Origin of the sequence: Streptomyces sp. NPDC087440 (assembly GCF_044744005.1) — a bacterium.
In the GTDB taxonomy this organism is placed as follows: Bacteria; Actinomycetota; Actinomycetes; order Streptomycetales; family Streptomycetaceae; genus Streptomyces.
The window spans coordinates 136,962-149,943 of record NZ_JBIUXN010000006.1; the positions used below are offsets into that span (position 1 = coordinate 136,962).

11 protein-coding genes are annotated in these 12,982 nt (G+C 69.9%); 4 read left to right on the forward strand and 7 right to left on the reverse strand.

Going from position 1 to position 12,982, the window contains the following annotated elements; all coding sequences use genetic code 11:
* The first annotated feature begins 23 nt into the window (after nt 1-23).
* Together ACIO3O_RS15240 and ACIO3O_RS15245 are read left to right on the forward strand one after the other, a co-directional pair.
* Nucleotides 24-878, forward strand: a complete 855-nt coding sequence (locus ACIO3O_RS15240) for an ABC transporter ATP-binding protein (RefSeq protein ID WP_401745467.1) — start codon at nt 24-26, stop codon at nt 876-878.
* Nucleotides 879-973: 95 nt separating this feature from the next.
* Nucleotides 974-1,762, forward strand: a complete 789-nt coding sequence (locus ACIO3O_RS15245; protein WP_401745893.1) for an ABC transporter permease — start codon at nt 974-976, stop codon at nt 1,760-1,762.
* Between the two features lie 71 nt (nt 1,763-1,833).
* Here the strand turns inward: ACIO3O_RS15245 and hisS are convergent, their stop codons facing one another.
* Together hisS and ACIO3O_RS15255 are read right to left on the reverse strand one after the other, a co-directional pair.
* On the reverse strand, nt 1,834-3,096 hold the full coding sequence (gene hisS / locus ACIO3O_RS15250; protein WP_401745469.1) for a histidine--tRNA ligase: 1,263 nt from the start codon (nt 3,094-3,096) through the stop codon (nt 1,834-1,836).
* A gap of 10 nt (nt 3,097-3,106) precedes the next feature.
* Nucleotides 3,107-3,802 carry an MBL fold metallo-hydrolase gene (locus ACIO3O_RS15255; RefSeq protein ID WP_401745471.1) on the reverse strand — a complete coding sequence of 232 codons (696 nt, stop codon included), beginning with the start codon at nt 3,800-3,802 and terminating at the stop codon, nt 3,107-3,109.
* A gap of 168 nt (nt 3,803-3,970) precedes the next feature.
* On the opposite strand from ACIO3O_RS15255, the gene ACIO3O_RS15260 reads away from it, so the two are divergent.
* Entirely contained in the window at nt 3,971-4,786 is an 816-nt protein-coding gene (locus tag ACIO3O_RS15260) for a peptidylprolyl isomerase (protein WP_401745472.1), read from the forward strand.
* A 181-nt stretch (nt 4,787-4,967) separates the two neighbouring features.
* Nucleotides 4,968-6,197, forward strand: coding sequence for a DUF349 domain-containing protein (locus ACIO3O_RS15265; RefSeq protein ID WP_401745474.1), 1,230 nt, complete (start codon nt 4,968-4,970; stop codon nt 6,195-6,197).
* A 71-nt stretch (nt 6,198-6,268) separates the two neighbouring features.
* Here ACIO3O_RS15265 and ACIO3O_RS15270 read toward each other — a convergent pair whose 3' ends face one another.
* The 5 genes from ACIO3O_RS15270 to yajC all read right to left on the reverse strand — a co-directional run bounded on the left by ACIO3O_RS15270 (nt 6,269) and on the right by yajC (nt 12,971).
* Nucleotides 6,269-8,737: a RelA/SpoT family protein gene (locus ACIO3O_RS15270; RefSeq protein WP_401745475.1), complete on the reverse strand. Its 2,469-nt coding sequence runs from the start codon at nt 8,735-8,737 to the stop codon at nt 6,269-6,271.
* A gap of 199 nt (nt 8,738-8,936) precedes the next feature.
* Entirely contained in the window at nt 8,937-9,485 is a 549-nt protein-coding gene (locus ACIO3O_RS15275) for an adenine phosphoribosyltransferase (protein WP_401745477.1), read from the reverse strand.
* Entirely contained in the window at nt 9,482-10,555 is a 1,074-nt protein-coding gene (gene secF, locus ACIO3O_RS15280; protein WP_401745479.1) for a protein translocase subunit SecF, read from the reverse strand. The genes ACIO3O_RS15275 and secF overlap by 4 nt, the downstream gene beginning before the upstream one ends.
* A gap of 1 nt (nt 10,556) precedes the next feature.
* Nucleotides 10,557-12,344: a protein translocase subunit SecD gene (gene secD / locus ACIO3O_RS15285; protein WP_401745481.1), complete on the reverse strand. Its 1,788-nt coding sequence runs from the start codon at nt 12,342-12,344 to the stop codon at nt 10,557-10,559.
* Between the two features lie 147 nt (nt 12,345-12,491).
* Entirely contained in the window at nt 12,492-12,971 is a 480-nt protein-coding gene (gene yajC / locus ACIO3O_RS15290; RefSeq protein WP_401745482.1) for a preprotein translocase subunit YajC, read from the reverse strand.
* Nucleotides 12,972-12,982 lie beyond the last annotated feature (11 nt).

The following is a 12,982-nucleotide window of genomic DNA, read 5'->3' on the forward strand; positions in this document are numbered from 1 at the left end:
GTTCTCCGTCATCCTCATAAGCCATGACAGCCCACGCAGTGGAAGTCCGCGCCCTGCGCAAACGCTACGGCGACGTCACCGCCGTCGACGGCCTCGACCTCGGCATCCGGTACGGCGAAGTGTTCGGCCTGCTCGGCCCGAACGGAGCCGGCAAGAGCACCACGGTGGAGATCCTCCAGGGCCACCGCACCCGCGACGGCGGCGACGTGAAGGTCCTGGGCGCGGACCCCGCCACCGCCGACCGCGCCTGGCACGCACGGGTCGGCATCGTCTGGCAGGACGAGTCCGCGCCCGCGGAGCTGACCGTACGGGAGACCGTGACGCACTTCGCCCGCTACTACCCCCGCCCCCGCGACCCCGACGCGGTGATCGCCCTGGTCGGCCTGGAGGCGAAGGCGAAGGCCCGGGTCAAGAGCCTGTCCGGCGGTCAGCGGCGGCGGCTCGACGTGGCGCTCGGGGTGATCGGCGGCCCTGAGCTGCTGCTGCTCGACGAGCCGACGACCGGCTTCGACCCGGGGGCGCGGCGGCAGTTCTGGGACCTGATCCGGATGCTGGCGGCCGAGGGCACGACGATCGTGCTGACCACGCACTACCTGGAGGAGGCCGAGGCCCTCGCCGACCGGCTGGCGGTGATCGCGGCGGGCAAGGTGGTCGCGGAGGGCGTTCCCGCCGATCTGCGCGCCGAGTACGGGACGTACGCGACGGTGGAGTGGCGGGAGGCCGACGGCTCGCCCCGCTCGGAGCGCACGCAGACCCCGACCCGTACGGTCGCCGAGCTGACCGGCCGCTTCGACGGCGAGATCCCGGGGCTCCGGATCACCCGACCCACCCTGGAGGACGTCTATCTGCGCCTCACGGGACAGGAGGTGGCCCCGTGACCACGGACCCGAGCACGGACCCGAGCACGGACCCGAGCACGGACCCGAGCACGGCGACGAAGAACGCAACGGCCGAGCGGCCCCCGCTCCCCGGCGTGTGGGCGATCGGCCTGCACCGGGGTGCGGTGGAGATCAAGCAGTTCTTCCGCCAGCGCGACCAGGCGATCTTCACCTTCGCCTTCCCGATCGTCTTCCTGGCGCTGTTCGCGTCGATCTTCCGGGACGACATGGAGGGCACGGGCATCACCGCCTCCCAGATGTACGTGCCGACGATGCTGGCCTCCGGTCTGATGTCGGTCAGCTTCCAGTCGCTGGGCATCTCGATCGCCATCGAGCGCGACGAGAAGGTGTTGCGGCGGCTGCGCGGCACACCGATGCCCCCGGCCGCTTACTTCTTCGGGAAGATCTGGCTGGTGCTGGTCACCGGGGTCGCCGAGGCGGTGATCCTGCTGGCGGTCGGCGCCACGCTGTTCGACGTGGATCTGCCGGCGACCGCGGGCAAGTGGCTGACCTTCGGGTGGATCTTCACGCTGGGGCTGACGGGCTGCGCGCTGCTGGGCATCGCGGTCAGCAGCCTGCCGAGGTCGGGCAGGAGCGCGACCTCGGTGGTGGTCCTGCCGTTCCTGCTGCTCCAGTTCATCTCCGGGGTGTACATCCCGTCCAAGGAACTGCCCGACTGGATGCTGACGATCGGGTCGGCGTTCCCGCTGAAGTGGATGTGCCAGGGCCTGCGCGGAGTGTTCCTGCCGGAGTCGGCGGCGAGCCTGGAGCACGCGGGGGCGTGGGAGTTCGGCCGGACCGCGCTGGTGCTCGGGGCGTGGGTGATCGGCGGCCTGGTGCTGTGCCTGCTGACGTTCCGGTGGAAGAACAAGCAGGACGGGTGACGGTACGGGCGAGGGGCGCCCGGAATCGATGATTCCGGGCGCCCCTGCGCACCGTACGAGCCGAAAAGCACTCAGCCCAGTCGGCGCTGCAGCTCCGTGACGACCGCGTCCAGCGCGACCGGCTCCTGCTCGCCGGACTCCATGTCCTTGATCTGGACCTGGCCCTCGGCGAGGTCGCGCTCACCGGCGACGACGACGTAGCGCGCGCCACTGCGGTGGGCGTTCTTCATGGCCGACTTCAGACCGCGCCCGGTGAAGGAGAAGTCGGTGGCGACCCCCGCCCTGCGCAGCTCGACGACCTTGGCGAAGAGCACCCGGCGGGCCTCCTCGCCGAGCGGCACCGCGTACACGGAGGTCGAGGCGGGGATGTCGAGGGCGATGCCCTCGGCCTCCAGCGCGAGGACCGTGCGGTCGACGCCGAGCGCCCAGCCCACCGACGGCAGTGCGGGGCCGCCGATCATCTCGGAGAGGCCGTCGTAGCGGCCGCCGCCGCCCACCGCGGACTGCGAGCCGAGACCGTCGTGGACGAACTCGAAGGTGGTGCGGGTGTAGTAGTCCAGGCCGCGCACCAGCTTCTCGTCGTCCTCGAAGGCGACGCCCGCTGCGGTGATCAGGGCGCGCACCTCCTCGTGGTACGCCTTGCAGCCGTCGCAGAGGTAGTCGCGCAGCACCGGGGCGCCGACGAGCTGCTTCTGCACGTCCGGGCGCTTGTCGTCGAGGACGCGCAGCGGGTTGATCTCGGCGCGGCGGATCGTCTCCTCGTCGAGGTCGAGGCCGCGCAGGAAGGTCTGGAGGGCCTCCCGGTAGACGGGGCGGCACTCCTTGTCGCCCAGCGAGTTCAGCAGGATGCGGAAGTTCTGGAGGCCGAGGGAGCGGTACGCCTGGTCCGCCAGGATGATCATCTCGGCGTCGAGTGCCGGGTCCTCCGCGCCGATGGCCTCCGCGCCGACCTGCGAGAAGTGGCGGTAGCGGCCCTTCTGCGGGCGCTCGTAGCGGTAGTACGAGCCGGAGTACCAGAGCTTGACGGGCAGGTTGCCGACCTTGTGGAGGTTGGCCTCCAGGGCGGCGCGCAGCACGGAGGCGGTGCCCTCGGGACGCAGGGCGAGCTCGTCGCCGCCCTTCGTGGTGAGGGTGTACATCTCCTTGGTCACGATGTCGGTGGACTCGCCGACACCGCGCGCGAAGAGCTCGACGTTCTCGAAGCCGGGGGTCTCGATGTAGCCGTAGCCGGAGTTCTTCAGCGGCGCGGCGATGGCCTCGCGCACCGCGAGGAACGTCGCGGAGTCCGGGGGAAGCAGGTCGTAGGTGCCCTTGGGGGCCTTGAAGGTGCTCACGGGAGGGGGTTCACATTCCTCGTCGAGGGGCGGGCGCGGCGTCCATGCCCCGCAGGTACGGGTTGGTCGCGCGCTCCTGGCCGATGGTCGTCTGGGGGCCGTGCCCGGACAGCACCACGGTCGAGTCCTCAAGCGGCAGGCACACGCGGGCCAGCGACTTGAGGAGATCGGCGTGGGAGCCGCCGGGAAAGTCCGTGCGTCCGACGGAGCCGGCGAACAGCAGGTCGCCCGAGAAGAGGATCGACGGAATGTCCGCCGCCTCGGGCAGCCCGAAGGTCACCGACCCCTTCGTATGGCCGGGCGCGTGCGACACGGTCAGGTCCAGACCGGCGAGCTTCAGCTCGGCCCCGTCGTGCAGCTCCTTGACGTCGTCCGGCTCGCCCACGGTCAGCTCGCCCATGAGCTGGGCGCCCAGGGAGCGGCCGAGGGCCTTCTCCGGGTCGCTCATCATGAAGCGGTCCTCGGGGTGGATCCAGGCGGGCACGTTCTTCGCGCCGCACACGGGGACGACGGAGGCGACGTGGTCGATGTGGCCGTGGGTGAGCACGACGGCGACGGGCTTCAGCCGATGCTTCTTCAGCGTCTCCTCGACACCCTGGGTGGCCTGGTGGCCCGGGTCGATGATGACGCACTCCTCGCCTGCGGCGGGGGCGACCAGGTAGCAGTTGGTCCCCCAGGCCCCAGCGGGGAACCCGGCAATAAGCACGATCGTCCTCTTCGTGGTCGTCCAGCCAGCCGTTATCTATTGCACGTGCAATAGATGAGAGCCTACCGGCGCTCCTCGTCCCACAGGTAACCCGTATACGGTACGGGCAAGCTCGGGCCGATCGGACACATGTCCGACATACGACGACACGTACGAGGAGAACACCCGGTGGTCACCAGCGATCAGCGGCGGCGGCAGCTCGCCAGGGAGAAGTTCGAGCGCCAGCAGCAGCGGCGTGCCGAGAAGCAGCGCAGGGCGCGTCGCCGCGCGGCCGTGATCGGCGCGGCGGTGGCCGTGGTCGTCGCGGCCGCGGCGACGGCGTTCGCCACGGGCGCCTTCGACAGCAAGTCCGCCAAGGACAAGGACGACGGGGCCAACGTCGCGGACGCCCCGACGACTCCCGCCAAGAAGCCCGACCCGTGCAAGAAGCCCGCCCCGGGCCAGATAGCCAAGCTCTCCTTCGACAAGGAGCCGAAGCTCGACGTCGACACGTCCGCGACGTACTCGATGAAGCTGGCCACCACCTGCGGCGACATCGCTCTCGACCTGGACGCCAAGAACGCCCCGCGCACGGTGAACTCCTTCAACTTCCTCGCGAACAAGGGCTACTTCGACCACACCAAGTGCCACCGCCTGACCACCCGGGGCATCTACGTCCTCCAGTGCGGCGACCCGACCGCGGCGGGCAGCGGCACCCCCGGCTACAAGCTGCCCGACGAGAACCTGAAGGACCCGAAGGTCAAGGGCGGCACCTACCCGGCGGGCACGGTCGCGATGGCCAACTCGGGCCCGAACACCGGCGGCAGCCAGTTCTTCCTGGTCTACAAGGACAGCCCGCTGCCGCCGAACTACACCCCGTTCGGCACCATCAAGGCGGGTCAGGACGTGCTGGAGAAGATCGCTGGTGCGGGTGAGTCGGCCGGGACCGGCGACGGGGCCCCGAACGCCACCGTGGTCATCGACAAGGCGACCGTGACCAAGTAGCCCCCTGCGGGCGGTCGGCCAAACCCAGATGTGCGGGATGCGGACAGCCGCCCTGCACGTCGCCTATGTTGGCGGTGTGCAGGGCGTCTGTCGCCCCGCGATCAACTGTGGACGTTGAAAGACGTGTGGACGATGTCCGGGGGCTCACGAGCCTCGGCGGGCATCATGTGGAGGAGGCGCTGTGAGCAGCGACCCGTGGGGCCGTGTCGACGAGACGGGCACCGTGTACGTGCGGACGGCCGACGGTGAGAAGGTCGTCGGTTCCTGGCAGGCGGGCTCTCCCGAGGAGGCGCTGGCCTACTTCGAGCGCAAGTACGAGGGGCTGGTCGTCGAGATCGGGCTTCTCGAGCGCCGGGTGAAGACCACCGACCTGTCGGCGAAGGACGCCCAGACCGCGATCGACCACCTGCGTACGCAGGTCGACGAGCATCACGCGGTGGGCGACCTGGCGGCGCTGACCAAGCGCCTGGACGCGCTCGTCACGACGGTCGAGGCGCGCCGCGAGGAGCGCAAGGCGGAGAAGGCCAAGCAGGCCGACGAGGCGAAGGACGCCAAGGAGAAGCTGGTCGCCGAGGCCGAGGAGCTGGCGCAGAGCGACCAGTGGCGTTCGGCGGGCGAGCGGCTGCGGGCCCTGGTGGACACCTGGAAGGGTCTGCCCCGCCTCGACCGCAAGGCCGACGACGAGCTCTGGCACCGCTTCTCGCACGCCCGCTCGGCGTTCTCCAAGCGCCGCAAGGCGCACTTCGCGTCGCTGGACGCGCAGCGCGAGGAGGCCCGCAAGGCCAAGGAGAAGCTGGTCGCCGAGGCCGAGTCGCTGTCGAAGTCGACAGACTGGGGCGGCACGGCGGCGCGCTACCGCGACCTGATGACGGAGTGGAAGGCGGCGGGCCGCGCCCAGCGCGAGTTCGAGGACGACCTGTGGAACCGCTTCCGCGGCGCCCAGGACGTCTTCTTCGCCGCCCGCGGCGAGACCTTCGCCGAGCGGGACGCGGAGCAGGGCGAGAACCTCAAGCTGAAGGAGGAGCTCGCCGCCGAGGCCGAGAAGCTGGTGCCGGTCAAGGACCTCAAGAGCGCGCGCGCCGCGTTCCGGGCCCTGAACGAGCGCTGGGAGGCCATCGGCCACGTGCCGCGGGACGCCCGTCCCAAGGTCGAGGGCCGCATGCAGGCCGTCGAGCGCGCCCTCCAGGAGCAGGAGGAGAACGAGTGGAAGCGGACCAACCCGGAGGCGCGCGCCCGTGCCGCGGGCCTCACCGGTCAGCTCCAGGACGCCGTCGAGAAGCTCCAGAAGCAGATCGACGCCGCCCGCTCGGCCGGCAACAACGCCAAGGCCGACAAGCTGGCGCGTGAGCTGGAGGGCCGCCAGGCCCTGCTCGACCAGGCCATGAAGGGCCTGGAGGAGTTCGGCGGCTGATTCTCACCGTCTCAGGTACGTGGAAGGGGCCCCCGGCATTGCGCCGGGGGCCCCTTCCACGTACCGCCGTACTACGGCCTGCGTGCCGACGTCACCCGGTACACGTCGTACACGCCCTCCACTCCCCGGACCGCCTTCAGGACGTGCCCGAGGTGCTTCGGGTCGCCCATCTCGAAGGTGAAGCGCGAGGTGGCCACCCGGTCGCGGGACGTCTGGACGGCCGCCGACAGGATGTTGACGTGCTGGTCGGACAGGACGCGGGTGACGTCCGAGAGCAGCCGGGACCGGTCGAGGGCCTCGACCTGGATGGCGACCAGGAAGACCGAGGACTGGGTGGGCGCCCACTCGACTTCGAGGATGCGCTCGGGCTGCTGCGACAGCGAGTCGACGTTCACGCAGTCCGCGCGGTGCACGGAGACGCCGCTGCCGCGCGTCACGAAGCCGATGATCGGGTCGCCGGGCACGGGCGTGCAGCACCGCGCCAGCTTGACCCACACGTCGTCGGTGCCCTTGACGACGACACCGGGGTCGGCGTTGGACCGGCGCTTGCCGCGGCTGTGCGAGGGCGGCGAGCTCTCCGCGATGTCCTCGTTGGCCGCGTCCTCGCCACCCAGCGACTGCACGAGCTTCTGCACCACGGACTGCGCGGTGACATGGCTCTCGCCGATCGCCGCGTACAGCGACGAGATGTCCGGGTAGCGCATCTCGTGCGCGAGCGTGACGAGCGAGTCCCCCGTCAGGATCCGCTGGATCGGCAGGTTCTGCTTGCGCATGGCACGCGCGATGGCGTCCTTGCCCTGCTCGATGGCCTCGTCGCGGCGCTCCTTGGAGAACCAGGCCCGGATCTTGTTGCGCGCACGCGGCGACTTGACGAACCCGAGCCAGTCCCGCGAGGGCCCCGCACCGTCCGCCTTGGAGGTGAAGACCTCCACCAAGTCACCGTTGTCCAGGGTCGATTCGAGCGGTACGAGCCGCCCGTTGACCCGCGCTCCTATCGTCCGGTGCCCGACCTCGGTGTGCACCGCGTACGAGAAGTCGACCGGGGTCGCGCCCGCCGGGAGCGCTATGACGTCGCCCTTGGGCGTGAAGACGAAGACCTCGTTGCGCGACAGGTCGAAGCGCAGGGACTCCAGGAACTCGCTGGGGTCCTCGGTCTCCTTCTGCCAGTCCAGCAACTGCCGCAGCCACGCCATGTCGTTGACGGCGTCGTCCTTGTGCCGGGGGACGTCGGTGCGGACCTTGGAGGCGCCGGCCACGGCCTCCTGCTTGTACTTCCAGTGCGCGGCGATGCCGTACTCGGCGCGGCGGTGCATGTCGAACGTACGGATCTGGAGCTCGACCGGCTTGCCGCTGGGCCCGATGACCGTCGTGTGCAACGACTGGTACATGTTGAACTTGGGCATCGCGATGTAGTCCTTGAAGCGCCCCGGAACCGGGTTCCAGCGCGCGTGCACGGTGCCCAGGGCCGCGTAGCAGTCCCGGACCGTGTCGACGAGGACACGGATGCCCACCAGGTCGTAGATCTCCGCGAAGTCCCGGCCCCGGACGATCATCTTCTGGTAGACGCTGTAGTAGTGCTTCGGTCGCCCGGTGACGGTGGCCTTGATGCGCGCGGCCCGCAGGTCGCTCTGCACCTCGTCGGTCACTATGGCCAGGTACTCGTCGCGCTTGGGGGCGCGCTCGGCGACCAGGCGCACGATCTCGTCGTACATCTTGGGGTAGAGGATCGCGAAGGCGAGGTCCTCCAGCTCCCACTTGATGGTGTTCATGCCCAGGCGGTGGGCGAGCGGCGCGTAGATCTCCAGGGTCTCGCGCGCCTTCTTCTCCTGCTTCTCGCGCTTCAAGTACCGCATGGTGCGCATGTTGTGCAGGCGGTCGGCGAGCTTGATGACCAGGACGCGCGGGTCCTTGGCCATCGCGACGACCATCTTGCGTACGGTCTCGGCCTGCGCGGCCTCGCCGAACTTGACCTTGTCGAGCTTGGTCACGCCGTCGACGAGGAGCGCCACCTGGTCGCCGAAGTCGCGGCGCAGGGTGTCCAGGCCGTACTCGGTGTCCTCGACGGTGTCGTGCAGCAGGCCCGCCATGAGCGTCGCCGGGTCCATGCCCAGCTCGGCCAGGATGGTCGTCACGGCGAGCGGGTGCGTGATGTACGGGTCGCCGCTCTTGCGCTTCTGGCCCCGGTGCCAGCGCTCGGCCACCTGGTAGGCGCGCTCGATGGTGCGCAGCGTCGCCGTCTCGATCTTCGGGTCGTTGCTGCGCACTATCCGCAGCAGCGGCTCCAGGACCGGGTTGTACGGGGACTGCCGCTGCACGCCGAGGCGGGCGAGCCGGGCGCGTACGCGGTTGGAGGAGCCTCCGGTGCGGGCCGTGGGGCCCGTGGGGGCGGCGGGGCGTACCGCGGGGGCGGGAGCGGGGCCGTTGGCGCGCTCCGGGGCGACGGGCGGCTTGGCCTTGTCGACCGGCGGCGTCGGGGGCGTGGCGCCCGCCGCGGCCTTGTCCGGCTGCGGGGTGGCGACTGGCTGGGCCTCGTCAGGCAAGGGCGCTCCTCGTACGGGCCTGGGCTCCGGGGCTCCCCCGTGTGGGGCGGCCCGGTTCAGGTTCTCTCCCGGTCGGGTCCGGAACGCCCATGGTATCGACCCTTGGCCGCCCGTTCTTCCTGGGCCGGGAGTGGAGGTACGGGAAAGGCGGGCCCCGGGGTGTCCCGGTGGCCCGCCCGTCCGTGCGTACCGTCTGCGATCAGATCGCGATCAGGGTGTCCAGCGGTGCCCCCTGGAGCGCGGGCTCCAGCTTGGCGCGGCCGCCCAGGAAGCCGAGCTCCATGAGCACGGCGACCCCGGCGACCTCGGCCCCGGCCCGGCGGATCAGCTCCAGGGCCGCGCCCGCGGTGCCGCCGGTGGCCAGGACGTCGTCGATGACGAGGACGCGGTCGCCCGCGTTCAGGTCCTCGGCGTGCACCTCGATCTCGGCGGTGCCGTACTCCAGCTCGTACGCCTGCGAGAGCGTCGCGCCGGGCAGCTTGCCCGCCTTGCGGACCGGGATGAACCCGAGGCCCGCACGAATCGCCACCGGGGCGGCCAGGATGAAGCCGCGCGCCTCCAGGCCGACGATCTTCGTGGCGCCGTGCTTCACGCACAGCTCCGCGAGGGCGTCGGTGAGGGCCGTGAAGGCCTCCGGGTCGGCGAGCAGGGGCGTGATGTCCTTGAAGACGACGCCGGGCTTCGGGTAGTCCTGCACGTCCCGGATGCGGCTGAGCAGCAGCTCCCGGGTGGTGTCGGCGTCCGTCATCGGCGCTTCCCCGACGCGGGGCGGCCACGGCTGGGCCGGGGCCCGACCACGGCGGCCGCAACGGCGTCCTGCGGTGCCTCGTCGTCGGCGGGCCCGTTCTTGGCCTCGGACGCGCGCTTGGCGAGGATGCGCTTCTTCAGGGCCTTCATCGCCGGGTCGCGCTCCTTCAGGTCGGCGACCAGCGGAGTGGCGATGAAGATCGAGGAGTACGCACCGGCCGCGAGGCCGACGAACAGCGACAGCGAGATGTCGTTGAGCATGCCCGCGCCCAGCACACCGCCACCGATGAACAGCAGACCGGCGACCGGCAGCAGCGCGACGACCGTGGTGTTGATGGAACGCACCAGGGTGCCGTTGAGGCTGCGGTTGGCGATCTCGCTGTAGGTGAAGCGGGTCTGCTTGGTGATGTCCTTCGCGCCCTCCTTGAGACCGTCGAAGACGACGACGGTGTCGTAGAGGGAGTAACCGAGGATCGTCAGCAGACCGATCACGGTGCCCGGGGTGACCTCGAAGCCCACCAGGGCGTAGATGCCCACGGTGATCGTGAGGTCGTGGATGAGGGCGATGAGGGCGGCGACGGCCATCCGCCACTCGAAGGCGATGGCCAGGTAGATCACCACCAGGATCATGAAGACCGCGAGGCCGGTCCAGGCCTTGTTGGCGATCTGCTCGCCCCAACTGGGGCCGACCAGCTCGGTGTTGATCTTCTCGGACGGAACGCCGAGGTCCTGCGCGAGCTTCTCGGTGACCGGGGCGGCGGTCTTGGTGTCGAGACCGCCGACCTGGATGCGCAGGGTGTTGTTGCCCAGCTTCTGGACGATGGCGTCGTGGCCGGACGCCTTCTCGGCGTCCTCCTTCGCCTTCTCGACGGAGACCGAGGTGGGGGGCGTGGTGAAGAGCGCGCCGCCCTGGAACTCGATGCCCATGTTGAGGCCCTTGAAGGCGAGCCCCGCGATGGCGATGACGGTGATCAGTACGGAGATCCCGTACCAGATCATCCGCTTCCCGACGAAGTCGTAACCGACCTCGCCGCGGTACAGCCGGGCGCCGATGCTGCCGAGTCGCGACATCTCACGCCTCCTTCGGTTCGGTGGAAACGACAGAACGGCGGGTGCGACGCAGCGGGGGCTGCACGCCGAGCCGCTTCGGGTCCAGACCGGACCACTTGTGGCCGTTGCCGAAGAACTTCGTCTTCGAGGCGAGCAGCGTCATCAGCGGCTTGGTGAAGAGGAACACCACGACGACGTCGAGCAGGGTGGTCAGGCCCAGCGTGAACGCGAAGCCCTGCACCTTGCCGACGGTGACGATGTACAGCACCACGGCGGACAGCAGCGACACGAAGTCGGACACCAGGATGGTGCGCCGGGCGCGCGGCCAGGCCCGCTCGACCGCGGGGCGCAGCGTGCGGCCGTCGCGGATCTCGTCCCGGATGCGTTCGAAGTACACGATGAAGGAGTCGGCGGTGATGCCGATCGCGACGATGGCACCACAGACGGCCGGGAGGTTCAGCGCGAAGCCGATGGCCGGGCCGAGCAGGGCCATGATCGTGTACGTCAGGATGCCCGAGACCAGGAGGCTGAGGAGCGCCACGAAGGACAGGCCGCGGTAGTACAGCACCAGGTAGATCACGACGAGGGCGAGACCGATGGCGCCGGCGATCAGGCCGGCCTCCAGCTGGTCGCTGCCGAGCGCCGGGGTGACCGTGGTGACGGTCTCTTCCTTGAAGGTCAGGGGCAGGGAACCGTAGGAGAGGATGTTGCCGAGCTCCTGCGCGGTCTCCTGGGTGAAGCTGCCGGTGATCTCGGCGTTGCCGCTGAGGACCGTGGAGACCGAGGGCGCCGAGACGACGTTGCCGTCGAGGACGATGCCGAACCGGTTCATCGGGTCCTGCTGCTTCATCAGCTTGCCGGTGGTCTTGGCGAACTTGTCGGAGCCACCCTTGGTGAACTCCATGTCGACCTTCCACAGCGCACGCTGGGTGTCGAAGGTGCCGGCCGCCTTCTTGACGTCCGTGCCCTCCAGCTCGGCCGGGCCCAGGAGGTACTTCTCCCAGCTCTTGCCGTCCCAGACCTTGCCGGTGATGGCCTTGCCGCAGCCGATCGTCGTCTCGCTCGGCTTGAAGCCGTCGCCGGCCTTCTCACGCTGGTCGGGCTTGGTGCAGTCGAGGGCGGCGAACGCCTTCTCCAGCTTCGCGGTGGCCGGGTCCGGCGCGGGCGGGGTCTTCTTCGGGTCGGGCGTCTTGGAGGCGCCCGGCGTCGGCGTGGGCGTCGGCGCCTTCAGGGCGTCGGTGACGGCACGGCCCTGCGAGGTCTTGGTCGGGTCGGGGGTCGGCGAGGACTTCTTGTCGTCCTTGTCCTTGCCCTTGTCCTTCGGGTCCTTGGCCTCGTCCGGCTTGCCGGTGGACGTCGGGTCCGGCTTGGGGGTCTTGCCCGGGTCGGGCAGCGGCGTGCCGTTGGTGACCGCCAGCACGGGCCGGAAGTAGAGCTTGGCCGTGGTACCGACCTGCTCGCGGGCCTGCTTGGAGTTCGTGCCCTTGGGGATGTTGACGATGATGTTGTCCGTGCCCTGGGTCTGCACCTCGGACTCGGAGACACCCATGCCGTTGACGCGTCGCTCCATGATGGCGACGGCCGTGTCCATGTTCGTCTTGTTGATCGCGTTGGGCTGGCCCGGCTCGTTCTGCGCCTTGAGCGTGATGCTCGTACCGCCGGCGAGGTCGATGCCCAGGCGGGGGGTGGTGTGCCCGGACGCGAACATCCCGCCCGCGAGGGCGAGGATGACGATCGTGATCAGTGCCAGGGCGCGCCCCGGCCTGCCCGGGGCCCCCGAGACCTTGCGGCCCTTCTTCGGTGCTGCCACCTTCTCGTTTCTCCCTGTCCAACCGCATGCGCCGGGATGTGCGTCGATGCGGCCACGAAGTGTTGTGGGGGCCTGCCCCCGCAGAGGAATGCACAATCCGCGGACCGCGGCGCTCCCGGTGGGGTGCGCCGCGGTCCGCGGAGGTGGCTACTTCGCGTCGCCCTCGCCGTCGGTCTTCTTGTCCTTCGGCTCGGTGTCGGCGTCGGCGTCGCCGGACGCGGACTCGGGCTTCTTGCCGAGGTCGATGCGCGCCACGTCGGCGTCGTCGGCGGAGTCCGAACCGGTCAGCGACGACGCGTCGTCCGGGACGACGGGGGTGTCGGACTCGAGGTCGGCGGCAGCCTGCTCGCCGTGCACGATGCGGTTGTACTCCTCGTCCGCGAGGACCGCGCCGATGGCGTTCTTCGCGTAGACGGCGTGGACGCCCGGGGCGACCTCAAGAAGGACCGTGTCGTCGTGAACCTCCTTGACCGTGGCGTACATGCCGCCGATGGTGCGCACGCCGGTGCCGGGCTGCATGTCGTTGCGCATCTGCGCAGCGGCCTGCTGCTTCTTCTTGGCGGACCGGGTCATCAGGAACATGGCCCCGATGAGCACGATGAAGGGGAGGAAGGTCATGAGACTCACGGGACGGAACT